Genomic DNA, 24,418 nt, shown 5'->3' with positions numbered 1-24,418 from the left:
GCCGCCGCTGCCGGGGAAGCCACCCGGCGCTCAGAGCATGCCGGCGTCGTGGAACCCAAACAGCCCGGTGAGCGCCCGCGTGGGCCAAGCGGCTTGCGCCGCGTTGAAGCCTTGTACCCGTTGGTTGAAAAGTTGGCGGGCGAAGTCGCGCTGCTGCTCGGCGCCTTGCAGGCTGACCAACAGCGTGCGGCGCTCGGCGTCCGGCTCGTCGTGCTCCACCAGGGCCAACAGGCTGCGAACGCGCTGCAAGGCGGCCGCGTGCAAAGCATGCGCCACCGCCAACTGAACCACGGGCTCGGCGGCGTGGGGGCGCGCGGCCACGGCTTGCACGGCCACCAGCAGGTCGGCGCTGGTTTGCATCAGCCCATCCAAGGCCGACCCTTCGGCCGGCAGCCAACCTCGGCCCCGCTCGGCCAATTGCTGCCCGGCGCTGGCCAGGGTCCGCAGCGCCGGCTCCAACTGCTGCCACGCGCTGCCGATGCCGGCGCGCAGGCGCGTGAGGCGGTGGTAGGCCCCCAGGCCCCAAAACACCAGCAAGGCCAGCAGGAGCCAAGCCGCGATCAGCATGCGGCACCCAGGTTGGCCCGTTCGGCCAAGTACTGCGCATGCCCCTGGGCGCGCAAGGTGCAAGCCGGGCACTGACCACACCCGTGGCCCCAGGCGTGGCGCTGACCGCGCTCACCCAGGTAGCAGGTGTGCGTGTGCTCGCGGGTCAACTCGACCAGCGCGTCGCCCCCCAAGGCCTGGGCCAAGCGCCAGGTGGCGGCCTTGGTCAAGAACATCAGCGGGGTCTCGATGGTCATGGGCGCATCCAGCCCCAGGCTCAAGGCGATTTGCTGCGCCTTGATGGTGTTGTCGCGGCAATCCGGGTAGCCGGAGTAGTCCGTCTCGCACATGCCCCCCACCAGCACGCTGGCCCCGCGGCGGTAGGCCACGGTGGCGGCCAGCGTCAGGAACAGCAAGTTGCGCCCGGGCACGAAGGTGTTGGGCAGGCCGTTGGCCTGCAGCTCGATGGCGCGCTCGCTCGTCAGCGCCGTGTCGCTCAGCTGGGCCAGCAGAGCCAGGTCCAGCAGGTGGTCGTCCCCCAAGCGCGCGCGCCACGCGGGGAACTGCGCGGCGATCTGCGCCCGCACGACGAGCCGGCAGTCCAATTCGATGCGGTGGCGCTGCCGGTAGTCGAAACCCAGGGTTTCGACGCGGGCGTAGCGGTCCAGGGCCCAGGCCAGGCAGGCGGTGGAGTCTTGCCCGCCCGAGAACAGGACGAGCGCGGTGCGGGGGTCGGGAGCGTTGGTGTTCACGGTGCGCCAGAGTGTGCCAGCGTGCCAAGATGAGCGCCCCGTTGCCTCAGGAGGAACCATGCCCTTTCGCCGTCTTGCCGTCATCGCCCTGGCCCTGGCCGCCGGCCATGCCTGGGCACAGAGCCGCATCACCCAGGCCTTGGTCTACCCCGGCGGCGCCGAGGTTCAGCGTGTTCAGGCCGTCCCCGCCGGGGCGGCGGAGGTGGTCTTCGCCTGCATCCCCGACCGCTACGAGACCGACGGCTTCGTTGCCCAAGGGCTGGGCAGCGTGCGCACGGGCGAGTTGCGCGTGCAAACCGTGCCCAAAGCGGCCGCTGGCTGCAGCGGGGACGCGGCCTTGGACGCCCAAATCCAAGCCCTCGAGGAGCAGATCGCCACCTTGCTGGCCGAGCGCCAGGCGCTGGACTTGCACCTGGGCTACCTGAAGGAGGTGGGCAAGGCGGGCTTCCAGCCCACCACGGGCGAGACGCTGCGCCGCCAAGGGCTGGACGCCCTCAAGCAAAAGAACGCGCTGCAGCGCCAGGTCGACACCTTGAACCGCCAACTGCAGCCCCTGCTGCAGCAGCGACAGCAAGAGGGCGGCGACGTCGGCGCCTGGCTGCGTGTGACCGTGCAAGTCAACGCGCCCCAAGCCGGCGAATTGCGCCTGACGGGCCGCACCCAGCGCGCCGGCTGGCAGCCCAGCTACCGCGCCGACCTCGACAGCGCGGCCTCACGCGTGCAACTGGACCGCTTGGCCGAGGTGCAGCAAACCACGGGCGAGCGCTGGCGCGACATCGCCCTGGTGCTCAGCACCCGCCGACCCGACCGGGCCATGGGCCAGGTGGACCCTTCGCCCTGGTTGCTGAACAAGCTGGAGCTCCGCGTGCCCGAGGCCTGGAAACGCGCGACGCCCGCGCCGGCCGCCATGGCCATGCCGATGGCCCCCTCCCCCGAGCTGGATCGCGTCCAGGTCACGGGCTCCCGCATCGACCAGCCCTTGCCGTCCTTCGAGAGCGACTTCGACCTGCAATTCACCGTGCCCGGCGCCACCACGGTGGCCAGCGGCAACGAGCGCCGCCACGTGCGCCTGGACCGCTTGAGCTGGCCCGCCCAGGTCGTGACGCACGTTCAACCGCAAAACGGCGTGCAAGCTTTCCTGCTGGCCACCGTGGCCCGCCCCGAAGGCTTCTTCCCCCCTGGGGCGGTGCAACTGCTGCGCGACGGCCAGTTCGTCGGTCGCAGCCACTGGGCGCCAGGGCAGGAGACGTCCGAGCGGCTGTTCTTCGGGCCGGACGATCGGGTGCGCGTGCGCGTCGAGCCCCAAGGTCTGGACGGCGGCAACGGCGGCTTCATCGGCAGCCGCAAGACGGTGACGGTGCAGCGCGCCTACACGCTGAGCAACGCCAGTGGCAAGCCCCTCGCGGTTCAAGTGCTGGAGGCCGGCCCCGTGGCCCAACACCAAGACATCCAGGTGCAATCGCGCTACGTCCCCGAGCCTGCGCCCGGCACTTGGCGCGAGTTGCCCGGCACCCGGCTCTGGCGCCTGACCCTGGCGCCGCAAGAATCCCAACGCCTGACGGTCAGCCACCAGCTCAGCGCGCCCAAAGACATGGGGGTGGAGGGGTGGCCCGAATGAGGGGACGGCGGCCCGATCAGGTGCCCGGGTAACGCGCCAGCACCTGCAGCCAAGCGGCGCTGCCGCGCACACGGGCCAAGGCGTCGTTCAGTCGGGCCATCAGGCCCGGTACCCGAGCCAAGGTCTGGCGCGACACCAGCACGTGCACCGGTGCGGGTGCGAAACGCAGGGCCACCACGATGGGCGCGCCCGAGTCCCGCTCCGCGTGGTGGCTCAGCGAAATCGCATCGCCCACGATGTAGTGAAGGCGCCGCGCACGCAACGCCTCCAAGGTCAGATCGTGCCCGCGCATGGGCACCAGCAAGCGCTGCAAGGCCGGCTTGGCAAAAGCCTGGGCCACCGCCGGGGGAAACGCCACGCCCCGCATGACCCCGACCTTGACCGACTGGCCCTCCAAGTCGCTCAGGTGGGTCAACGCCAGGTTATGCCCGGCCAGCGCCACCAAACCGAGGTGCTCATCGCGGTAGGGGGCCGTGAAGTCGGCATAAACACGCCGCTCTTCGGAGGGGGTGGCCGACATCATCAAGTCCAGCCCGCCAGACGATGCCTCCAGCAATTGCCGCGCCCACGTGGCTTGCACCCACTCCAGTTGCACGCCAGCGGCCTGCGCCCACAAGCCCATCAGCTCGATGTCCAGGCCCGCGGGCCCGTGCGGCGTGTCGAATTGGTAAGGCGGCGAATTCAGCCACCCGACCCTGAGCTTGAGCCTGGGCTTGGCGGGACCACCCCAAGCGGCCGGCCCCAAACAGGCGGTCCATCCGAGCGCCAATGCGCACTGAACCCAAACGCGTCGGCTCCGGAGCGCCGGGGGAGGCAGGGGGATCGTCATGCTGCTGTCGCTTCGCTGGGCCATCGCCTCTTGGGGGGAACACGCTGCCACAACAAGCTGACCAGGCCCATGCTGGGCATCCCGAGCCAGCTGTGACATATTGCCGGAGCTGGGCTCTGCATCGGCCAACGCCCATGACGTCCCGAATCACACGCCCTTCACTAAAATGGGGACATGAATGCGTGGCGCTGGATCTTCCATCTGGTTTGGGTTGTGGTCGGGATGACCCACGGCCTGCCGGCTTGCGCGCAGACCTCCACCGCCGCGATGACCCCAGCGACCACCGCGATATCGCCCGATGCCGACGCAGCTTACGGCGTTGACCCTGCACGCGTCCCGATCCCTTTGGACGATGCCGCCGCCCAAGGCGGCACCGACGGTGGTCTGACCGAACCCAGCTTGGCCGTGGGTGCTCACCCACCTGGGCACGCTGGGCACGCGCTCCAAACCTGGCGTAGGCATCCCCACGACCCCGCCTCCAAGGGTCCCTTTCTGGAAGGCCCGCTGAGGCCGCCCCGTACACGCTCCTGAGTCCCTGGCCGGGCAAGAACCGGCCTCGTTCGTCGCACCCGTCGGGTCCGACGTTTTGGGAACTCCCCCGCAAAGCCGCCCAGACTGGGCCTTGGCGGGGCACACGTGGAGTTGACATGCCAATCGTCAATCTGTTTTTTGGGTCGCCTTCCCTGCACACGGTACGAGGAGGCGCCCACCATGCCTAACCGTCGCCTCAGCGTGGCGGTCTCGGCCTTGGTCGAACTCGCCGAAACCCGCTGTGGCCAGCCGCTGGCCCTGACCGCCCTCGCCCCTCGCTTGGGTGTGTCCTTGTCGTACCTGGAAGCCGTCTTCGGCAAGCTGCGGGGCGCCGACCTGGTCGACAGCCTGCGCGGCCCCGGCGGGGGTTACCTGCTGGCGCGCAGTCCGCACGACCTGTCCATCGCCGAGGTCGCCCGCGCCGTGGGTCAGCACACCCTCACGGGGGCCCGGGAAGCCCCCGAGGATGACGAGCCCACGTCCATCGAGCAAACCGCCACCGGCGCGCTGCTTGATGGCTTGGAAGCCGAGGCCTTGCGCTGGCTGGAGACGCGCACCTTGGCGGACTGCCTGCCGCCGCGCACTTCGACGCCGCGCCCCGAGCGCGAAGCCGTGCACCACCCGGCGGCCACCCTGGCCTAAAGGCTGCAAGGCACAAACCCAGGCTGTCGCCGAACGGCCCCGGGGCGGGGTTGCACCACGCCCCGGGGACGCTCAGGCCACCAACAAGCGCAAGCCCAAGCCCACGAAGACCAGGCCCGCGATCCCGTCGAGCCCACGAGTCAAGCCCGGGCGCTGCTGCAGTCGCTCGCCCACACGGCCGGCGAACCACCCGATGGCCCCAAACACCAGCAGGGCCTGCAGCGTGAACGCCAGACCCAACTGCACGACCTGCCCGGCAGCGTGGCCCCGCAGCGGATCGACGAACTGGGGCAAAAAGGCCAAGAAAAACAGCACCACCTTGGGGTTGATGGCATTCACGGCCAAGCCCTTGAAAAACAAACGGCGCGGCGGGTCGGGCGGCACGGCTCGCGGGGCGTTGCCCTCGGGCGATCGCCAACTGGCGCGCAAGGCACCGACGCCGATCCACACCAAGTAGAGCCCTCCGGCCCACCGCAGCGCGGTGAACGCCGTCGGAGACGCCGCAATCAAGGCCCCCACACCGAGCGCGGCCAGCGCCGTGTGGTTCAGGCAGCCCAGCGCGCAACCGGCGCCGAAGGCAAGGCCCGCCCGGCGACCCCGGGCCAAGCCCAGGCTCAGCACCATCAGGTTGTCGGGGCCGGGAGCGACGGTGACCAGCAAGGCGGCGCCCACGAAGGCGAGCACTTGCGGCAGGCTGAGCAGGGCGTCCATCGCACCATTCTCCGCAGCGCCGCGACAATCGCGCGCCCATGCCGACCCCATGCCCGCTTTGACCGCCCCTTCCGCCGACCCCGCGCTGCAGGTCCTCCAACAGGTCTTCGGCTACCCGAACTTCCGCGGCCTGCAACGCGACGTCGTCGACGCCGCCATCGCCGGGCGCGACGCGCTGGTGCTCATGCCCACCGGCGGCGGCAAGTCGCTGTGCTACCAAATCCCGGCCATCGTGCGGCAACGCCGGGGCCGGGGCGTCACGCTGGTGGTCAGCCCGCTCATCGCGCTGATGCACGACCAAGTCGGTGCGCTGGAGGAAGTCGGCGTCAAGGCCGCCTTTCTGAACAGCACGCTGGACTTCGAGGCCACGAAACGCATCGAGCGCGAGCTGCTCAGCGGCGAGCTGACCCTGCTGTATGCCGCCCCCGAGCGGGTGACCAACGCGCGCTTTCAGGCCCTGCTCGACTCGCTGCACGAGCGCGGCCTGCTCAGCCTCTTCGCCATCGACGAGGCGCACTGCGTCAGCCAGTGGGGGCACGACTTCCGCGAGGACTACCTCTCCTTAAGCCTGCTGCACGAGCGCTACCCCGGCGTGCCGCGCATGGCGCTCACCGCCACGGCCGACGCCCACACGCGTGCCGACATGGTCGAACGCCTGCAGCTGCAAGACGCCCAAGCCTTCATCGCGAGCTTCGACCGGCCCAACATCCGCTACCGCGTGGTCGAAAAGAGCGACCCGCGCGCCCAGCTGCTGCGCTTCCTGTACGCCGAGCACCGGGAGGGCGGCAGTCTGGACGCCGGCATCGTTTACTGCGGCAGCCGCAAGAAGGTCGACGAAACCGCCGAGTGGCTGCAGGGCCAAGGCGTGAAGGCCCTGCCCTACCACGCAGGCCTGGACAGCGCCACGCGCGCCCAGCACCAAGACCGCTTCCTGCGCGACGAGGGCGTGGTGATGGTGGCCACGATCGCGTTCGGCATGGGCATCGACAAGCCCGACGTGCGCTTCGTCGCCCACCTGGACCTGCCCAAGAACATCGAAGGCTATTACCAAGAGACCGGCCGCGCCGGCCGCGACGGCGAGCCGGCCAACGCCTGGATGGCCTACGGCCTGGCCGACGTGGTGCAGCAGCGCCGCATGATCGACGAAAGCCCCGCGGGCGAGGAGTTCAAACGCGTGCAGCGCGCCAAGCTCGACGCCCTGCTGGCCCTGGCCGAGAGCACCGACTGCCGACGCCGGCGCCTGCTGGCTTACTTCGGCGAGGACTCGGCCGCGAGCGGCGCGACGCCCGCCGCCGGGCCGCCCCAAGGCGGGCGCGCCCCCTCGGGGGGGGGCGAAGCCGCACAGGGGCGGAGACTGGGGGCGATCTACCAGTGCGGCAATTGCGACAACTGCCTGTCGCCGCCCGCCGTGTGGGACGCGACCGAGCCCGCGCGCATGGCCCTGAGCTGCATCTACCGCTTCCGCAAAGAGCGCAACCAGCACTTCGGCGCCGGCCACCTAATCGACGTGCTGCGCGGCAAGGCCACCGACAAAACCCGCCAGCACGGGCACGACACGCTCAGCACCTGGGGCATTGGCAAGAACGTGAGCGAAACGCAGTGGCGCGCGGTGCTGCGCCAGCTCATCGCCATGAGCGCCATCGAGGTCGAGGGCGAGTACCAAACCCTGAGCCTGGGCGAGGCCGCCAAACCCGTGCTGCGCGGCGACCAAACCGTGAAGCTGCGCGAGGGCACGGGCGAGGGCCGGGCACCCAAGGCCCGCAGAGGCACCGGCAGTCCGGCCGTCGCCATGCACCTGGATGCGGCAGCACACGCGCGCTGGGAGGCGCTCAAAGCCTGGCGCACCGAAGTGGCCCGCGAGCACGACCTGCCCGCTTACCTGATCTTTCCCAACAGCACGCTGCACGAGTTGGCGTCACGCCACCCACAAACCTTGGCCGAAGTGGGGGCGGTGAGCGGCGTGGGCGCCAAGAAGCTGGAAGCCTACGGGCGCGACATCCTGCGCGTGCTCCAAGCCTGAGCGCCGAATGGGCTCAGGGCCAGCGGGCCAAACGCCCCACCAGCTCATCGGGCGGCATGGGCTTGGCAAACAAGTAGCCTTGTTGGGAGGTGCAAGCCTCGCCCAACAAGAAGGCCCGTTGCGCCTCGGTTTCCACACCCTCGGCCACCACCTCGATTTCCAAGGCCCGGGCCAGGCCCAGCACGGCACGCACCAACACGCAATCGTCGGGGTCGTCCGGCACGTCGCGCACGAAGCTGCGGTCGATCTTGAGCTTCTTCGGGCGCAGCAGCTTGAGGTAGGCCAGTGACGAATAGCCCGTGCCGAAATCGTCCACGGCCAGCTCGATGCCCATGGCGTTCAGCGCCTCGATGGTCCTCATCGAGGTAGCGCTGTCGGTCATCACCGTGCTCTCGGTCAATTCCACCGTCAGCTCGCCCGGCGACAACGCGTGGACCTGGATGAGTTCGCGCAACTGCTCGGGCAGCCGCTGGTCGCGGAAATGGCTGGCCGACAGGTTCACCGCCACCGAGCCCGGATGGCGACCTTGGCTCTTCCAATGGCTGATCTGCTGACAAGCAGCCTCCAGAGTCCAGGCCCCCAACTCCCGGATCAGGCCCGACTCCTCGGCCACTTGGATGAAGGAGCCGGGGTACAGCAGACCGCGCGTGGGGTGGCGCCAACGCACCAAGGCCTCCACGGCCCGCACCGCGCCAGAGGCGCCGTCGACGATGGGCTGGTAGTGCAGCACCAACTGGTTGTGGCGGATGGCCTCCACCAGCTCGCGCTCCAACTGCAGGCGCTCCGCCAGCGCTGCGTCCAAGTGGGCTTCGTAGAAGGCGTAACGCGCGCGGCCATCCTGCTTGGCCTGGTACATGGCCATGTCGGCATGGCGCACCAGCTCGTCAAAGTCTTCGCCGTCTTGCGGGTACAACGCGATGCCCACGCTGGCCGACACCTGCGCCTGCTGGCCGCCGCTCAACTCGAGCATGTCCGACAACGATTCCAACATCCGCTGCACCGTGGCCTGCACCATCTCGGGCGATTTGGCGTCGCTGAGCAGCAGCAGGAACTCGTCGCCGCTGATGCGGCACACCAAATCCGAGCCCCGCACCGCGCCGCGCAAGCGCTCGCTCACCATCAGCAACAAGCGGTCCCCGGCGGCATGGCCCAGGGTGTCGTTGATGGCCTTGAAGCGGTCGAGATCGACAAACAGCAGCGCCATCACGTGCCGATGTCGGCGCGCAAACGCCGCCTCGTGGGTGAAGACCTCGCGGAACAGCGTACGGTTGGGCAGCTGCGTCAGGTGGTCGTACATGGCCATCTGACGCAACTGCGTGTTCTTGGCCTCCATGTCGGCCAACAAGGAGTCGATCTGCTCGCCCGCGTGGTTCAGGTGCTGGCCCAACTCACCCAACTCGTCGCCGCGCTGCCAGTCGGCTTGCTCGTGGGGTTCGCGTGCCGCAATGGCACTGGCCTGGCGCTTGAGGCGGTCGATGGGGCGGATCAGGCGCACGTACAGCACCACCAAGATCACGGCCCCGCCAAGCACCACCTGAAAGGCGACGATGGCAACGATCTGCTGCTGGCGCTCGCGCACCAGTTTGTCGGTGGCCCCGTCGTCGAACGACACCGTCAGGGTGCCCAGCAACATGCCCTCGCGCTTGATGGCCTCGGCCATGTCCACGGTGGGCCAACCGGGGCTGCACTTGCTGATCTTTTGCTCCTGCGCGCCCGGGCGTTCCTCCAACAAATGAACGCCGCACACGCTGGCATCGGCCAGCAGCTGGTCGACGGCCCGTTTGGTGGCGGCGTCGTCCAGCACCCACAGCGGGTCCACCAGGGAGGTGGAGGCCAAGCTCAGCACGGCCACCCGCTGGCTGACCAAGATCGGCTCCACGCTGGCGCGCGTCAGGCGGTCCGACAGCACGAGCACCGCCGCGGCGGGCGCGCAAATCCCCACCAGCACCGCAAGCAGGATGAGCTGGCGCAACGACAAGTTGGGGCGACGCATGGGCGGCGGCGGTGGGTCAGGGCAAAGAGCGCCCGATTGTGCGACAGCCCCCTCCCCACCGATCGCCCGGGAATGCCCGCGCGCCGACGGCCCCGCGCGGGCGGCCACCCGCCGCCAGCCGCCCCCCACCTATGATGGCCGGTTGTCTTGCCCCGGTTCGCTGCCACGATGTCTTCCGAATCCGCCTTCATCCGCGTGCGCGGCGCGCGCACCCACAACCTGAAGGCCATCGACGTCGACATCCCCAAGCACCAGTTGGTGGTCATCACGGGCCTGTCGGGCTCGGGCAAAAGCAGCTTGGCCTTCGACACCCTGTACGCCGAGGGCCAGCGCCGCTACGTGGAAAGCCTCAGCGCCTACGCGCGCCAGTTCCTGCAGCTGATGGACAAGCCCGAGGTCGATGTGATCGAGGGCCTGTCGCCGGCCATCGCCATCGAGCAAAAGGCCACCAGCCACAACCCGCGCTCCACCGTGGGCACGGTCACCGAGATCCACGACCACCTGCGCCTGCTGTTCGCCCGCGCCGGCACGCCCTTCTGCCCCGACCACGGCCTGCCGCTGGAGGCCCAGTCGGTCAGCCAGATGGTCGACGCCGTGCTGGCGATGCCAGAAGGCAGCAAGCTGCAACTGCTGGCGCCCATCGCCCGCGAGAAAAAGGGCGAGTTCGTCACCGAGTTCACCGCGCTCCAGGCCCAGGGTTTCGTGCGCTTTCGGGTGGACGGCGTGGTCGTGGAGTCCCCCGACCTGCCGACGCTCAAGAAGACCGAGAAGCACGACGTCGACGTGGTCGTCGACCGCGTCAAGCTCGGGCCCGACGCCGCCACCAGCCTGCGACAGCGCCTGGCCGAAAGTTTTGAGACCGCGCTGCGCCTGAGCGAAGGCCGCGCGATGGTGCTCGACATGGCCAGCGGCGCCGAAACCCTGTTCAGCAGCAAGTTCGCTTGCCCCATCTGCAGCTACGCCCTGGCCGAGCTGGAGCCGCGCCTGTTCAGCTTCAACAGCCCCAGCGGTGCCTGCCCCTCCTGCGAAGGTCTGGGGCATTTGCTGGGTTTCGACCCAGCCCGTGTTGTCGCCTTCCCGTCCTTGAGCCTGGCCAGCGGCGCCGTGAAAGGCTGGGACCGCCGCAACCCCTACAGCTTCGGCCTGCTGGAGGGCGTGGCTGCGCATTACGGCTTCGACCTCGAAGCCCCCTGGGAAAGCTTGAGCGATGAAGCCCGGCACGTGCTGCTGCACGGCTCGGGCGAGACCGAGATCGCATTCACCTACGTGAGCGAATCGGCCAGCGGGCGCAAGCGCAGCATGAAGCGATCGCACCCCTTCGAGGGCATCCTCACCAACCTGCAACGCCGCTTCAAGGAAACCGACAGCGCCGCCGTGCGGGAGGACCTGGCCCGCTACCAAACCCACCAGCCCTGCCCCGACTGCGCCGGCACCCGGCTGCGCCGCGAGGCCCGCCACGTGCACCTGCTGGACGTGAACCGCCCAGGCGACAAGGGCCGCGCCATTTTCGAGATCGAGCGCATGACCCTGCGCGACGCGCTCGCCTACGTGGACGGCCTCCAGCTCAAAGGGGCCAAGGCCGAAATCGGCGGGAAGGTGCTGCGCGAAATCGGCTCGCGCTTGCGCTTCTTGAACGACGTGGGACTCAACTACCTGAACCTGGAACGCAGCGCCGACACCCTGAGCGGCGGCGAGGCCCAGCGCATCCGCTTGGCCAGCCAGATCGGCAGTGGCCTGACCGGCGTGATGTACGTGCTGGACGAGCCCAGCATCGGCCTGCACCAGCGCGACAACGACCGGCTCATCGCCACCTTGCGCCGCCTGCGCGATCTGGGCAACACCGTGCTGGTGGTCGAGCACGACGAAGACGCCATCCGTGCGGCCGACCACGTGCTCGACCTGGGGCCTGGTGCCGGCGTGCATGGTGGCCGCGTGCTGGCGCAAGGCACCCCGGCCGAGGTGACCGCCAACCCGGCGTCCATCACCGGCCAGTACCTCAGCGGCGCGCGGCGCATCGCCGTGCCGCCGCGCCGCGCCCGCCCGGCCGAGCAGCTGCTGGTGCACAACGCGCACGGCCACAACCTGAAGAACGTGGACGTGGCCTTCCCCGTCGGCCTCTTCACCTGCGTGACCGGCGTTTCGGGCTCGGGGAAGAGCACGCTGGTGAACGACACCCTGTACGCCGCCGTGGCCAAGAAGCTGTACGGCAGCCACACCGAACCCGCACCCCATGCCTGGCTCGATGGCCTGGCCCTGTTCGACAAGGTCATCAACGTCGACCAGTCGCCCATCGGCCGCACGCCCCGCAGCAACCCCGCCACCTATACCGGCCTGTTCACGCCCATGCGCGAGCTGTTCGCCGAGATGCCGGTCGCCCGCGAACGGGGCTACGGCGCCGGCCGCTTCAGCTTCAACGTGGCTGGCGGCCGCTGCGAAAGCTGCCAGGGCGACGGCGTGCTGAAGGTGGAGATGCACTTCCTGCCCGACGTGTACGTGCCCTGCGACGTCTGCCACGGCCGCCGCTACAACCGCGAAACCCTCGATGTGCACTACAAGGGCCTGTCCATCGCCGACGTGCTGGACCTCACCGTCGAGGCCGCCTTCGAGCACTTCAGCGCCGTCCCCGCGCTGGCGCGCAAGCTGCAAACCCTGCTCGATGTGGGCCTGGGCTATGTGAAGCTGGGCCAAAGCGCCACCACCTTGTCGGGCGGCGAGGCGCAGCGCGTGAAGCTGGCGCTGGAGCTGAGCAAGCGCGACACCGGCCGCACGCTCTACATCCTGGACGAGCCCACCACCGGCCTGCACTTCGCCGACATCGAGTTGCTGCTGAAGGTGCTGCACCAACTGCGCGATGCGGGCAACACCATCGTCGTCATCGAGCACAACCTCGACGTCATCAAAACGGCCGACTGGGTGATCGACATGGGCCCCGAAGGCGGCTCAGGCGGCGGCACCGTGGTGGCCCAAGGCACGCCCGAAGAGGTGGCCGCCTGCGCGGCCAGCCACACGGGCCGCTACCTCGCGCCCTTGCTGCGCCGCTGAGTCGCTCGGGCAAAAGAAAACCCCGAGGGCGCAGGGCGCCGTCGGGGCTTTGGGCATTCAGCGCGGCTCCAGCCGCGCGAGTCGTCACTTCAGGTGCGAGCTGATCAGCTTGGTCATCTCGAACATGTCGGCCTTGGCCTTGCCGAAGACTTCCTTCAGCTTGGCATCGGCCACGATGACACGCTTTTGCACCGCGTCTTGCAGCTTGTTCTTCTTGATGTATTCCCACACCTTCTTGGTGATTTCGGTGCGGGGCAGGGCCTTGTCGCCCACGATGGCGGCCAGGGCCGCGCTCGGGGTCAGGGCCTTCATGAAGGCGGCGTTCGGGGTGCGCTTCGCGGCGGGCTTCTTGGCGGCAGTGGCCTTCTTCGCCGGGGCCGCAGCCTTCTTGGCCGGAGCAGCGGCCTTCTTCGCGGGGGCTGCAGCCTTCTTGGCTGCAGGCGCCTTCTTCGCCGGGGCCGCGGCCTTCTTGGCCGCGGGTTTTGCCGGTGCAGCCTTCTTGGCCGGAGCGGCCTTCTTCGCAGTTGCCATGTGAATCTCTCCGTGTTGAGGTTGAGTGCCGGGGCGGGCGCAGGTCACAAGGCCTTGCGTGTTCTCTCGAATCCCGTGCAGCCGCGATGGTAATGCGCTCCTCTATGAAAACGAAGCGTTTTCATAGGAGAAATCATGCTCTCAAACCCTTGGATGCTTGGAGCGTGGCACGCACGTCACATCGCGCCAGGGCAAGCGCCCCCGTCGAGCAGCAGGTTCCGCCCCGTCAGGTGGCCCATCTGCACGCTGCACGCGAAGGCGCACAGCGCACCGAGCTCCTCGGGCCGCCCCAGCCGCCGAGCGGGGATGGCCGCAACTTCCTCGGCCTGCACCGCGTCCCCCTCGCGCCCTTGCGCCTGCGCGGCCGCGGCGTCAGTGGCGCGGATGCGATCGGTGTCGAAGCTGCCGGGCAACAGGTTGTTGAGGGTGACGTTGCGCGACGCCAGACGGCTTTGCCCTGCCAAGCCGGCCACGAAGCCGGTGAGGCCCGAACGCGCACCATCGGACACGTCCAGCCCCTCGATGGGCGCCTTCACCGCGCCCGAATTGATGTTGATGACGCGGCCGTGGCCGCGCTCGGCCATGGCGTCCACGGTGGCCTTCATCAGCGCGATGGGCGTCAGCATGTTGGCGGCCAGCATCTGGCCGCCGTTCGCTTCGCGTGAATCGACTCAGGCGCCGGTCTTGAGCTTGGGCGCCGTGCGCACGCTGAGCACCATGGTCACGGCCAGGATGCCCACCACGACGCCCAGGCTCACCACCACCGGGATCTTGTAGACGTCGATCAGCAGCATCTTCGTGCCGATGAAAGCCAGGATCACCGCCAAGCCGTAGCTCAACAGGTGGAACTTGGCCGCCACCGCCGCCAACAAGAAGTACATCGCGCGCAGGCCCAAGATGGCGAACACGTTGCTGGTCAGCACGATGAAGGGGTCGGTGGTGATGGCGAAGATGGCCGGGATCGAATCCACCGCAAAGATCACGTCGGTGAAACCCACCAAGCAAATGACCATCAGCAGGGGCGTGGCAATCCTCTTGCCGTTCTCGACCGTGAAGAACTTTTCACCATCGAAGTGCTTGCTCACCGGCATGAGCTTGCGCAGCAACTTCAGGGCGGGATTGCTCTCCAAGTCGGGCTCTTGCCCAGCCGCCCACCACATCTTGATGCCAGTGAGCAGCAAGAAGGCGCCGAACACGTACAAGATCCAGTGGAACTGCTGGAGCAGCCAGCCGCCCGCCAAGATCATGATGGAGCGCAGCACGATGGCACCGATGATGCCGATCATCAGCACGCGCTTCTGGTAGGCCGCTGGCACCGCGAAGTACGTGAAGATCATCAGGAACACGAAGATGTTGTCCACGGCCAGCGACTTCTCGATGAGATAGCCGGTCAGGAACTCGAGGGCCTTCGTGTTGGCAAGGGCGGCGTCCCCGCTGGTGTCCTTCACGGCCCACCAGAACAGCGCATTGAAGGCCAGGGACACGGCCACCCAAACGATGGACCAGTTCAGCGCCTCTTTGACGCCGACCTCGTGTGCGCCTTGCTTCTTGAGCACGACGAAGTCGATGAACAGGGCGACCACGACGGCCGCCACGAAAAAGCCCCATAGCCACAGGGGCGCGATGGTTTGCATGCGAAGATTCCCAACAGACGACAAAGGCCCAACGGGCCGGCGCAAGCCTCCCGCTGGGGTGGTCCGAAAGGTCTTGCGGGGACGGCGTCTCAAGTGCGACACCGGCTGCGGGGCCCGGGTGCCCGACGGACACCGTGCTGACGAACCACACGCCATGCCCTCGCGGACATGCAGCTACTCCCCTTTCAGAGCGACGCGTATTGTGCCTTGCAGGCTGCCGGCAACCGTTGCTGGCCGCTATCCTTGAGCCATGAACTTCCTGATTCGCTGGCTGTTTTTGGCGGGCGCCCTGCTGATCGTGGCCCACCTCGTCCCAGGCGTGAGCGTCACCAGCTTCGTATCGGCCCTGATCGCGGCCGCCGTATTGGGTCTGTTCAACACCTTGCTGCGTCCGCTGCTGGTGGTCCTGACCCTGCCCGTCACCGTGCTGACGCTGGGCCTGTTCCTTTTCGTCATCAACGCGCTGCTCTTTTGGGCCGCGGCCAGTGTGCTGGACGGTTTCGTCGTTCAAGGGTTCGGCTCGGCCTTACTGGGCTCGCTGGCCTACAGCCTGCTGGGCTTGGCGGTGGACGCGTTGCTCAAGCCCAGGCGCTGACGCGCCCCCATCCGGCCCCTCAATCGCGCTCGACGTCGCGCGGCACACCGCGCGGATACAGCGCCTGCAAGTGGGCGCGACGCTCGTAGCTGAGCGTGCGCAAGCGGGCGTCGATCACCGAGGCTTCGATCGGATCGCCGCCACCTAGCGCGGTGCGAGTTTGCCGAAGGGCCGAGCGCAGGCGATCGATCGCCCCACGCAGGTCCCCCAACGCTGCCCGCGACTCGGCCTGCGCTCGCAGCGCCCGCAGCGGCTGCCCCTGCAACTCCCACAACCGCGCGCTGGCCTCCCAGGCGAGGCTGTCTCGCGGGTTCAAGACCTGGTGGGTCTGCAAGCGCTCCAGCACGGCCGCCCGGGCGCCCAGGTCGACCCCCGGTTGCGCCGCCAACTGCGCCCGCAGCAGCAGAGACACCCGGTCGCCGCGAGCCTCAGGCAAGGCATCCAAGAGGGCCAAACCGGCCGGACCGTCGCCCGCCAACCAAGCCCCCTCGGCACGCAACAACGTGAACAGGCGCCGCACAAAGGCACGGTCGCTCGCGGCACGGGGCCACCACTTCTCCGCAGCCAGCACTGCGGCGTCGCCGCGTTCGCGCTGCCGCAACTTGTAGGCCGCCAGCGCCGCGGTGTAGCGCGCGGCCAGTTGGTCCACGTCACCCGCTTCGCGCGAACCGACATCGAGCCCGACCAGGTTTTGCAAAGCCTCCACGCGCTCGTCCATCAGCACCCGCCCACGTGCCACCATCAGCGCATGCTCCAGGCGCCCGTTCGGCTCGGCTTGGGCGTCTTCCGAGAGCGAAGCCCGCTGGCGCGCCTCGCCGATGCGCTCGGTCGTCAAGGGGTGCGACCTCAAGTAGGGGTAGTTGCCGCTGTCGGTCAGGTGCATGGCCTGCTCCATGCGCTCGAACATGCGCGCCATGCCCAAGGGACGGTATCCCGCCGCCGTCATCACCCCAAAGCCCACGCGGTCGGCCTCGCGCTCCATGTCGCGCGAAAAATTCAACTGAGCTTGGATGCCCGCGGCCTGCCCGCCCATGATGGCCGCCTGCGCCAGATCGACGCTGCCTGCCCGCGAAGCGGCGATCAAGCCCAACACGGTGCCCACGATGGTCAGCGCGGTCGATTGCGAATCGCCCACGATACGGCGCGCGATGTGCCGCTGCGTGACGTGGGCCAGTTCGTGCGCCAGCACCGAGGCGACCTCGTCCCGCTGTTGGGTGATGTTGAGCAAGCCCAAGTAAACGCCGACGTAGCCCCCCGGCAGCGCAAAAGCGTTCACCGAGCGCTCGCGAATGATGAAGGTTTCCCAGGCGAAACGCTCGGCCAACTCGTCGCTCAGGTGCCCTTCTTCACGCGCGGCCTGCAGCAGAGGCTTCCACAGCGATTGGATGTAGGCCCCAAGGATCGGGTCGTCCATCACCGCGGGGTCGGGCCGAATCTCCGCCATGATGGTGTCGCCCAGGCGCCGCTCGTCGATGGGGCTGAGGCTTTCGGAGATGACATCGCCCAAGGCCGGCAACCGCGACGAACCTTGCGCCGCCCCCTGAACCCAGGCGGGCCCCAGCGCCATCGACACCGCCAAGGCGCAGGCGGTTGCGCGCCGAGTCCGCTCGGTCCAACGGGCGGTACGCCCTTGCCCTTGTCCTGCTTCACCCACCATCGTCGTGCCTCGCGCGGACCAGCCGCGCGCCTTTCTTCAAATCCGCCCGGAGCCGCGAACGCAAGCCACCACCAGCGGGCTCCTATCATCGCCCGACTGCAAGCTTTCTGGCTGATGGCCCATGACCGCCCCGCTCACCCATTTCGACGCCCAAGGCCAGGCCCACATGGTGGACGTGGGCAGCAAGGCCGCCACGCACCGCGTGGCGCGGGCCCGCGGCCACATCAGCATGCAGGCCGCCACGTTCGCATTGGTGGCCAGTGGCCAAGCGGCCAAAGGCGACGTGCTGGGCGTGGCACGCATCGCCGCCATCCAGGGCGCCAAGCGCTGCGCCGATCTCGTGCCGCTGTGCCACCCCCTGCCCTTGACCCGCGTCACCGTGGACTTCGAGTTGGACGCCGCGCACCACCGCATCGTCTGCACGGCCCAAGCCGAAACCGTCGGGCTCACCGGCGTCGAAATGGAGGCCCTGTGCGCGGTTCAAGTCGGCCTGCTCACGGTCTATGACATGTGCAAAGCTGCCGACCGCGGCATGGTCATCGACGGCGTGCAGGTGCTGGAAAAGCGTGGCGGCAAGTCGGGGGATTGGCTGTCACCAGCCCAGACGATCGCCCCCTGAAACCGACGGCAACCGCGCCTTAAAACTCACGCCAGCCGTACACCCCCTCAGGCGGCTGGCATTGCCAAAGCGACGGGTCGGTGTCGCACTCGGCCAGCCACGCCTCGCCATCGGGCTTGCGGAACTCGCGCAGCCTCGCCACCAGCCATCGGGCTTTGTCGGTTTGCCCCGCCGCGTGCAGGCTCCGAGCCCAGGCCATCAGCAGGCGGGTGTCGATCAAAGCCAGCGAGGTGCGCTCGGCTGCGGCCAGCGCCGCCGGGCCATCGCCCAGGGCGGTGGCAGCGGCGTAGTCCGCCTGACGCGAAAAGAAGAAGGTGCGCTGCCCGGCCGCGATGCGCGTGGCCAGCGAGCGGGCGTCGCCCGCCGAGGGCGCGTAGATCGCGCTCACTTGGCGGTATTCCCACGCCGCCCAGGCCGAACCCAGCATCAGGGCCAAGCCCAGCGCGGCCCATCCGGCCCGCCACCCAGTGCGCGCAGCGCGGGTTGGGGAGGCGTCGGCCTCCGGCAACCAGCACAGCACCCCGGCCGCCAAAGTGGGCAACAGAAACACCGGGTACCACAGGGGGTACTCCATCAGACTGTGGGCACCCACGACGCTCAGGGCCGCCCACGCCGCGCGCCGGCACGTGGCCTCTTCTCCCTGCGCTCGCCAAGCCTGCCAAGTCGCGGCGCCGTACCCGATCAGCAGCAGGGCACAAGCCACTCCACCACGGAGCCAACCCAGGGTCACGATCAACTGCAGCGGCAGGTTGTGCGTGTGGTCAAAAAAGTGCGGCGACCGACCGGGAAACGGCGTCAGCGTCCAGGCCTTGTTGAAGCCGTGCCACCCCACCCCATCGGGGTGGGCCAGGATCAAGGCCCAGGTTTCGCGCCAAACCTGCAAGCGCGAGGTGGACTGCATGCCCTCTTGCGCCAAACGCGCCTCGGCCCCCAGACCCAGCCCCATCCATTCCGCCAAGCCATGCAGCACCCAGCCGGCCCCCAACGCGATCGCCGGTGTGGCCACCAGCAGCACCCGCCAAGGCTTGGGCAGGCTGCGGTCGGCCAGGCCCCACACCACCAACACCGGCAGACCCAGAAACAACGCCGTGCGCGAGGCCGACAACACCAGCACCGACACCAGCAACACCAGCACCGAGCCCATCAACACCCACCGGCGCCGCGACAAGGCCCCTCGGCGTGCCGACAGCGCCCCGAGCGCCACGACGGCGACTGCACCCCACAACAGCAAGGTGCCCAACAGGTTGGGCTGCCGCACATTGCCTGTGGCGCGACCCGGCAGGGCGCTGCGCGCCAGCAGCCAATAGTCTGTGGCTGGCGCCACGAACACCTGCACCAGCCCCACACCCGCGTTGAACACGGCCACCAGCAGCCAGCCCCACAGCAAGCCGCGCCACCACACCTCGCGCCCCGCCCCCGTGGCTGCCGCCACCATCAGAGCCAAGCCCCAAAGCCCCAGGGCCGTCAGCGACTGGATGGCGGTGCTGGACGGGGTGAGTTGCAGGGCCAGACAGGCGGGGGTGGCGGTGGCGAGGGCGATCGCCCCGGCCGATGCGAATGGGCCCGGCAACCAGGGCGCGTTGCCTGATCCAGAGGGGAATGCCAGCGACATGGCGCTCATCGTCCGTCCTGACCTGCGCCGAGCGGACTGAACGCACCCAGTCCCTGGTGATGAATCGCTGGTGACATGGGCCGCGATTGTGGTCGGACGGGGCTGGGCACGGGCCCGTCGCCAGCCAACCGCCGAATTCGAGATTCGCGCCTCGGAGGTCTTCCCTCGCTCGTCATGGTTAGCCAGAGCAGACTAAGTCAGCTTTCGGAGGCCCCCATGAAGCCCGTCAACGTGCTGCAAGCCAAGACCACCTTGTCCCGCCTGGTCGAGGCCATCGAACAAGGCGAAGAGCGCGAAATCGTCATCGCCCGTCATGGCCGTCACGCTGCCCGGCTGGCGCCCTTTCACGCCGCGCCACCGGCGCAGCGCATCGGCGTGGCCAGAGGTCGGTTCGAGGTGCCCGACAACATCGATGGTGCCAATGAGGACGTGGCTCGCTGGCTCATGGGCGACCTGTCGCGATGAACTTGCTGTTGGACACCCATGTGGCGCTTTGGGCGATTGCCGACCACCCCAAGCTCAGCCCCCAGGCCCGCGCCCTGCTCCTCGCGCCCCGCAACACGATCTGGTCAGTGCGGCCAGCATCTGGGAAATCAGCATCAAGCACGCGCTGGGATGGGGCGACATGCCGATTCCTGGCGAGGAAGCCCTGCGCTACTTCAGCGCCGCGGGCTACCGCAGCCTGCCCATCGAAGCCGAGCACGCGGCAGCCGTGGCATCACTGCCTGCCCACCATCATGATCCCTTCGACCGCCTGCTGGCGGCCCAGGCCTTGACCGAGCCCATGCGGCTGGTCACGCACGACGCCACGTTGGCGCTTTACAGCGACACGGTCATTCGGGTTTGAGGCCGCTGAGCGCAGCCTCCGCTCGCGCAATCAAGCGCCCTACCCGAGTCACCGACAAACCCAAACGCTCGGCCATCGCCGTCATCGTCAGACCCGACTCACGGTGCGCCCGCATCAAAGCCTCCTCTCGCGTGGCGCAGCGCAGCAGCCAGTCGTCCAGCGTCAGCGGGCTGGCCCGTTGCGCACGCGGCACCTGAGGCCGGTCAAAGCGCGCCCCCTGCCCCTCCGCCAACGCCTGCACACGCGTCACAAAGTCCGCATCGCCGAGGTACACCTGCTGTCGCAAACCCTCGGTCCACAGCCGGGCAGCGGCACTGGCGGCGGTCTCGGCCCCACGCTCGTCGTGTCGCTCGTCTTGTCGGTCGCCCTGCAGGTCGCCCTGCTCCCCGCTGCCTCCCGCCTCGCCACCCGCCGCTTGCGCATACAGGCGCTGCGCTTGGGCGCGCTCAGCTGCACTGGCGGGAACACGCTGCAGCATGAAGCTGTCTAGTTGTGTGGTGTCCAGCCAGTCGGGCGCCGCAACCAGCCCAGTGTGCGCCCGGTAACTGCTCCATGTCCAATCCCCCGGCAAAGGCACCAAGCCCGCCGCCACCGGGTTGCGCTCCACGTAGCGGCACAGCGCCATCAGGTAGCGATCGCTGTCGCAAACGATGGCCTTGTAGCGCCCCTGGAACAAATGCCCCACCAAGCCGTGCCGCCGGTTGAAGGCCTGCGTGTACACCCCATTCACATGCCGCATCAGCTGCGACAAGCCCCCGCGATGCGTTTGCAGCACCAAGTGGTAGTGGTTGCCCATCAGGCAGTAGGCCATAGCACCGGCATGGAAGCGCGCCAGCCCCAGGCCGAGGGTCTGCAAGAACAGCTCTCGGTCCTCGTCGTCCCGAAAGATGGGCTCACGCCGGTCACCGCGCGAAGTGACGTGGTACACGGCGCCGGGAAATTCAAGGCGGAGGGGGCGGGCCATACAAGGCGGGGGTTGAAGACGGGTAGGGTAGTTTAAAGGCGAGACCTGACCCCATTTCGCTTGGAGAAGGCCTTTGCCTCGCTTGATGAACCCCCTTTTGCTCGCGTTGCCGGCGGCCATCCTCGCGATCTCTGCCCATGGGGCAGGCGTCACTGCCGATGGGCGTCCTGCTGGCAAAGGGAAGGCGTCCAAGGCAGAACGCAGCGAACAGAAAGTCTTGGTCTTGGATGAGGTTCTATTGCTGGCCTATGCAGGGACAGCTCAGCCGTTCGGAGTCGATGAGGCGACTTTGGGGAGCCTTCTCGAGTTAAGTCCGCAAGACGTCTTTGTCAGAACTTGGGCGACTGGGGTTGCTGCGAAGGCGCTGGCAATGGGCAACTCAGGTGCAGGGATGTCGACGAACCTGGACGCGGGGGGCTTGCTAGTCCGTCCCCTAGGAAGCTGGAAGAGCATGCCGCTGTCGACGCGCGCCTACTTGGCGGGGGCGATGACGTATCTCGTGGACGTCAACCAGAGAAGAGACTTCCATCGTCCTCTCCGGCTCGAAGGAAGCGATGTCGACGCGTACTTTCAGCGATTCAAGACATCCACGTTGATGTTGCTGAACTGCGCTGAGGGGATGGCACCGACCCAATGCTGCCAGCAAATTGCGTGATTCGACCTCCCGGAACGAGTCACGCGGGCATTAGGAGGCAGGGGCATCCAAACGGGACTACTTCAGCTTGATGTGCAAGTGATTGAAGCCCGCCGCATCTGTGGTCTCCTTGACCACCAAGTAGTGGTGTTGCTTGCGCACCAGGTCGCTGAGCTTGCTAAAGCCATAGTTCCGCGGATCAAAAGATGCGTGATTTTTGTTTATGAAGGAGCCTACGGCTGATAGCGACGACCATCCCGTGTCACGCTGTGTCTCTTTCACAGCGTGCGTCAGCAGACCGTGAAGGGGCGGAACATCCTTCACCTGTACGGGTGACCCAGGGGCTGCGCCTATGGCAGGTTGTTTCAGTACCTCAACGAAGACGAACTTGTCGCAAGCCGCGATGAAAGCGTCTGGAGTCTTGCGTTCTCCGAACCCATAAACGACCTTGCCGGCCTCCCGCAGGCGAGTGGCAAGTCGAGTGAAATCGCTGTCGCTGCTGACGAGACAGAAGCCATCGACATTGCCTCCGTACAACAAGTCCATGGCGTCGATGATGTAGGCGCTGTCAGTGCTGTTCTTGCCCTTGGTGTAAGCGAACTGCTGCATCGGTTGGATTGCATGGCGGTGGAGGTGATCCTTCCAACCCACCAAGTTTTGCGTAGTCCAGTCACCGTAGGAGCGTTTCACAGTCGCGACCCCGTACTTCGCGACCTCCTCCAGCAACTCCTTTATTACCGCTGCGCTGGCGTTGTCCGCGTCGATGAGTACAGCGAGCCGAAGTGCGTCTTGTGCCATTGTCTTGTTTCCTCCTTCCGACAGCCTACTCGACAGTTGCCGCAAGCAAACGACCCGTCGTGGCCGACTGCGGGTGCCGCCTTGGCCAACTTCATTGCCCGATTGCTGCGTTCCAGGCACGGATGAGCAAGCGTCTCAGCTCAGCCTGAAGCCGAAGTCGCCTCTGCAGCGGGTCGGGTCAATCATCGATCAGACCTGCGGAGCGCTGTGGGTATCAGTGACTGCCAAGCCAAGTCGGCCGCGTAGCAGGAGCTTGACGGCGCGCAAGGCCGTCTCACCTGCCTCTGCCAACTCATTGGCGTCAATTGCTCCGGTATGAACTGCGGCCCCGCGCAAGTCATACGCGGCAACGACGTTTCTCGCCAATCTGTTTCTTTCCTCGGGTCCCAGAGGCGCTTCTGTCAACACCAAGTGCCTGATTCGCCGCCAAATCGACGTTTCCTTGCGAAAGTCGGTCTCGCGCTTCAATGCATGCAGCGCATCAAGGGCATCCGAGTCAGTCTCAGCTGCAAGTTCGACGTCTATCGCTTTGTGGAGGTTGACTAACAGTCGAACTGCGGCGGCGTGCTTATCCGTGACCGGCGCGAGAACTTCAAGTGCCGTCATCAGAGTGAGAAAGCGCGCCCTACCTGAAGCTTCATAGAAGCTAGACAGGTATAGATCGATCGCAGTCGCGAGATTTGGGTCGGCCTCGTCTGCCTTAACGCGGACTCGTTCAATGCCATCAGCGAGCGCTCGAGCGGCATTTGCCCATCCGGTCGACACGCGCACAGTCGCGTCTCCCATTCCGAGAAATCGGATGCTCTCGTCGCTGCGAAAGATGGTGTAGCCCTCCTCCTCGGTCAGGCCATGCACAGGTTGAACCGGTTCCGTTACCGGCATACCGAAGTTCCGCGCCAAGTTCCTCGCCGCTTTACAGGGATCCTCGTGGCGTGTGATGTCTCGGCGCCCGAAGAAGGGGATGAACGCGAAGTTGTACTCAATGGCAAGATTCCACAAGCCGCCCTTGAGCCGGGGCAAGAACGCCTCAGCATCTGCTTCTGTGTTGAAGTTCGCTGCGCGTAAAACAAGGAATCGGCCGCGCTGCTGCACGACTACGTGGACACCTCCAACATCAATCGTTGGTTCGTCCTCAAGTCCACCACTGGGGGACTCTCCGCGCACCTTCACAGACACGCGCAACGTGTATCCGTCAGCAGACTTCATCGTGACTCATTTGAAAGGGTTGGCGTCGTGCAGTCTCACGACTTTGACTTTTGCAGCAGTGGTCCTGCGAGTCTAGGTATTCAATGCATCGTGCCGCTTCCTGAGTGCCGAGGTTCGAAGGCCCGTGGAGCAAGGGCGTAGGTGTTCGCCCTTCGCCCCGTTCCGCGCAGGTAAGAAATCGATCGAACTACCGAGTGTTAAGGCCCGCTGCTTGAATCGCTTGTTGCCAGGGACCGCTCCCAGCCTGAAGCAGGTACCGCCTCGCCCCGCGCCGATCATTCGACTGCCCGGTAGTCGCTGACAAATAAAGTCGAAAACTGAACCGCGCCTCCCAGCAATCACCAAGGCACCCCCTGAGCATTGCTTTCATAGTGACGGGGCGCAAACACGACGGCCCGCCAGGGTCACCGGCGGGCCGTTGGGGGGTGAATTCAGTTTTCGACTTTATTTACGAGTTTTCGACTTTATTTGTAAAGAGTCGGACTTGCAAAATCCATTTCCACCCGAACAGGCGGTGTTGAAGTGGCGGGGGATTGGGCGGTGATCAAGTTGCCGAGCCCTGAGGCGATCCGAGCGTCGGCCGAGTCAGGGCGGCGGCATACACGGCCAGGCCAGTCAGGGCCAACAAAAGGGCCGC

General features: G+C 67.2%; 20 protein-coding genes and 2 pseudogenes. 9 read left to right on the top strand and 13 right to left on the bottom strand.

Annotated features, from left to right (window positions below):
* Window positions 1–30 precede the first annotated feature (30 nt).
* Window positions 31–567: a LemA family protein gene (locus tag O9335_RS15815; protein ID WP_298389862.1), complete on the bottom strand. Its 537-nt coding sequence runs from the start codon at window positions 565–567 to the stop codon at window positions 31–33.
* Window positions 561–1,298, bottom strand: a complete 738-nt coding sequence (queC, locus tag O9335_RS15810) for a 7-cyano-7-deazaguanine synthase QueC (protein WP_298389860.1) — start codon at window positions 1,296–1,298, stop codon at window positions 561–563. The genes O9335_RS15815 and queC overlap by 7 nt, the downstream gene beginning before the upstream one ends.
* A 58-nt stretch (window positions 1,299–1,356) precedes the next feature.
* Here queC and O9335_RS15805 point away from each other — a divergent pair, with 58 nt between their 5' ends.
* Window positions 1,357–2,916 carry a DUF4139 domain-containing protein gene (locus O9335_RS15805; protein ID WP_298389857.1) on the top strand — a complete coding sequence of 520 codons (1,560 nt, stop codon included), beginning with the start codon at window positions 1,357–1,359 and terminating at the stop codon, window positions 2,914–2,916.
* Between the two features lie 16 nt (window positions 2,917–2,932).
* On the opposite strand, the gene O9335_RS15800 is transcribed toward O9335_RS15805, so the two are convergent.
* Window positions 2,933–3,661, bottom strand: coding sequence for an ABC transporter substrate-binding protein (locus tag O9335_RS15800; RefSeq protein ID WP_298389854.1), 729 nt, complete (start codon window positions 3,659–3,661; stop codon window positions 2,933–2,935).
* Between the two features lie 795 nt (window positions 3,662–4,456).
* Between O9335_RS15800 and O9335_RS15795 the strand changes: the two genes are divergently transcribed.
* Window positions 4,457–4,918 carry an Rrf2 family transcriptional regulator gene (locus O9335_RS15795; RefSeq protein ID WP_298389851.1) on the top strand — a complete coding sequence of 154 codons (462 nt, stop codon included), beginning with the start codon at window positions 4,457–4,459 and terminating at the stop codon, window positions 4,916–4,918.
* A 72-nt stretch (window positions 4,919–4,990) separates the two neighbouring features.
* Here O9335_RS15795 and O9335_RS15790 read toward each other — a convergent pair whose 3' ends face one another.
* Window positions 4,991–5,629 carry a LysE family translocator gene (locus O9335_RS15790; protein WP_298389849.1) on the bottom strand — a complete coding sequence of 213 codons (639 nt, stop codon included), beginning with the start codon at window positions 5,627–5,629 and terminating at the stop codon, window positions 4,991–4,993.
* A gap of 49 nt (window positions 5,630–5,678) precedes the next feature.
* On the opposite strand from O9335_RS15790, the gene O9335_RS15785 reads away from it, so the two are divergent.
* Complete coding sequence (locus O9335_RS15785; RefSeq protein ID WP_298389846.1) at window positions 5,679–7,649, top strand: RecQ family ATP-dependent DNA helicase; 1,971 nt, start codon at window positions 5,679–5,681, stop codon at window positions 7,647–7,649.
* Window positions 7,650–7,662: 13 nt separating this feature from the next.
* On the opposite strand, the gene O9335_RS15780 is transcribed toward O9335_RS15785, so the two are convergent.
* A complete protein-coding gene (locus tag O9335_RS15780; protein WP_298389843.1) occupies window positions 7,663–9,642 on the bottom strand; it encodes an EAL domain-containing protein in 1,980 nt (659 codons plus the stop codon).
* Window positions 9,643–9,810: 168 nt separating this feature from the next.
* On the opposite strand from O9335_RS15780, the gene uvrA reads away from it, so the two are divergent.
* Window positions 9,811–12,684 carry an excinuclease ABC subunit UvrA gene (gene uvrA, locus O9335_RS15775; RefSeq protein ID WP_298389840.1) on the top strand — a complete coding sequence of 958 codons (2,874 nt, stop codon included), beginning with the start codon at window positions 9,811–9,813 and terminating at the stop codon, window positions 12,682–12,684.
* A gap of 84 nt (window positions 12,685–12,768) precedes the next feature.
* Here the strand turns inward: uvrA and O9335_RS15770 are convergent, their stop codons facing one another.
* From O9335_RS15770 to O9335_RS15760, 3 genes and pseudogenes are all read right to left on the bottom strand, one after another.
* Window positions 12,769–13,215, bottom strand: a complete 447-nt coding sequence (locus tag O9335_RS15770; RefSeq protein ID WP_298389837.1) for an SWIB/MDM2 domain-containing protein — start codon at window positions 13,213–13,215, stop codon at window positions 12,769–12,771.
* A gap of 176 nt (window positions 13,216–13,391) precedes the next feature.
* Window positions 13,392–13,859 (bottom strand): annotated as a pseudogene (locus tag O9335_RS15765) (SDR family oxidoreductase); the annotation flags it as partial.
* Between the two features lie 27 nt (window positions 13,860–13,886).
* Window positions 13,887–14,849 carry a TerC family protein gene (locus O9335_RS15760; RefSeq protein WP_298389834.1) on the bottom strand — a complete coding sequence of 321 codons (963 nt, stop codon included), beginning with the start codon at window positions 14,847–14,849 and terminating at the stop codon, window positions 13,887–13,889.
* 250 nt (window positions 14,850–15,099) lie between these two features.
* Here O9335_RS15760 and O9335_RS15755 point away from each other — a divergent pair, with 250 nt between their 5' ends.
* On the top strand, window positions 15,100–15,444 hold the full coding sequence (locus tag O9335_RS15755) for a phage holin family protein (RefSeq protein ID WP_298389832.1): 345 nt from the start codon (window positions 15,100–15,102) through the stop codon (window positions 15,442–15,444).
* Window positions 15,445–15,463: 19 nt separating this feature from the next.
* On the opposite strand, the gene O9335_RS15750 is transcribed toward O9335_RS15755, so the two are convergent.
* On the bottom strand, window positions 15,464–17,011 hold the full coding sequence (locus O9335_RS15750) for a M48 family metalloprotease (protein ID WP_298389830.1): 1,548 nt from the start codon (window positions 17,009–17,011) through the stop codon (window positions 15,464–15,466).
* Between the two features lie 211 nt (window positions 17,012–17,222).
* On the opposite strand from O9335_RS15750, the gene moaC reads away from it, so the two are divergent.
* Window positions 17,223–17,720, top strand: coding sequence for a cyclic pyranopterin monophosphate synthase MoaC (gene moaC / locus O9335_RS15745; protein WP_298389827.1), 498 nt, complete (start codon window positions 17,223–17,225; stop codon window positions 17,718–17,720).
* Window positions 17,721–17,739: 19 nt separating this feature from the next.
* Here the strand turns inward: moaC and O9335_RS15740 are convergent, their stop codons facing one another.
* Window positions 17,740–19,341 carry an O-antigen ligase family protein gene (locus tag O9335_RS15740; RefSeq protein WP_298389825.1) on the bottom strand — a complete coding sequence of 534 codons (1,602 nt, stop codon included), beginning with the start codon at window positions 19,339–19,341 and terminating at the stop codon, window positions 17,740–17,742.
* A 207-nt stretch (window positions 19,342–19,548) separates the two neighbouring features.
* On the opposite strand from O9335_RS15740, the gene O9335_RS15735 reads away from it, so the two are divergent.
* Both O9335_RS15735 and O9335_RS15730 read left to right on the top strand, forming a co-directional pair.
* Complete coding sequence (locus tag O9335_RS15735) at window positions 19,549–19,797, top strand: prevent-host-death protein (RefSeq protein WP_298389822.1); 249 nt, start codon at window positions 19,549–19,551, stop codon at window positions 19,795–19,797.
* Window positions 19,794–20,179 (top strand): annotated as a pseudogene (locus O9335_RS15730) (type II toxin-antitoxin system VapC family toxin). The gene O9335_RS15735 and the pseudogene O9335_RS15730 overlap by 4 nt, the downstream one beginning before the upstream one ends.
* On the opposite strand, the gene O9335_RS15725 reads toward O9335_RS15730, so the two are convergent.
* On the bottom strand, window positions 20,166–21,143 hold the full coding sequence (locus O9335_RS15725) for a transposase (protein WP_298389819.1): 978 nt from the start codon (window positions 21,141–21,143) through the stop codon (window positions 20,166–20,168). The pseudogene O9335_RS15730 and the gene O9335_RS15725 overlap by 14 nt on opposite strands.
* Before the next feature lie 85 nt (window positions 21,144–21,228).
* On the opposite strand from O9335_RS15725, the gene O9335_RS15720 reads away from it, so the two are divergent.
* Complete coding sequence (locus O9335_RS15720) at window positions 21,229–21,798, top strand: hypothetical protein (RefSeq protein WP_298389817.1); 570 nt, start codon at window positions 21,229–21,231, stop codon at window positions 21,796–21,798.
* Window positions 21,799–21,855: 57 nt separating this feature from the next.
* On the opposite strand, the gene O9335_RS15715 is transcribed toward O9335_RS15720, so the two are convergent.
* Together O9335_RS15715 and O9335_RS15710 are read right to left on the bottom strand one after the other, a co-directional pair.
* Complete coding sequence (locus O9335_RS15715) at window positions 21,856–22,575, bottom strand: NYN domain-containing protein (RefSeq protein WP_298389815.1); 720 nt, start codon at window positions 22,573–22,575, stop codon at window positions 21,856–21,858.
* A gap of 189 nt (window positions 22,576–22,764) precedes the next feature.
* Window positions 22,765–23,781: a HEPN domain-containing protein gene (locus O9335_RS15710; RefSeq protein ID WP_298389813.1), complete on the bottom strand. Its 1,017-nt coding sequence runs from the start codon at window positions 23,779–23,781 to the stop codon at window positions 22,765–22,767.
* Between the last annotated feature and the right edge of the window lie 637 nt (window positions 23,782–24,418).

Origin of the sequence: Inhella sp. (assembly GCF_027532025.1) — a bacterium.
Taxonomy (GTDB): Bacteria; Pseudomonadota; Gammaproteobacteria; order Burkholderiales; family Burkholderiaceae_C; genus Inhella.
This window is presented reverse-complemented; position numbering and strand designations above follow the sequence as displayed.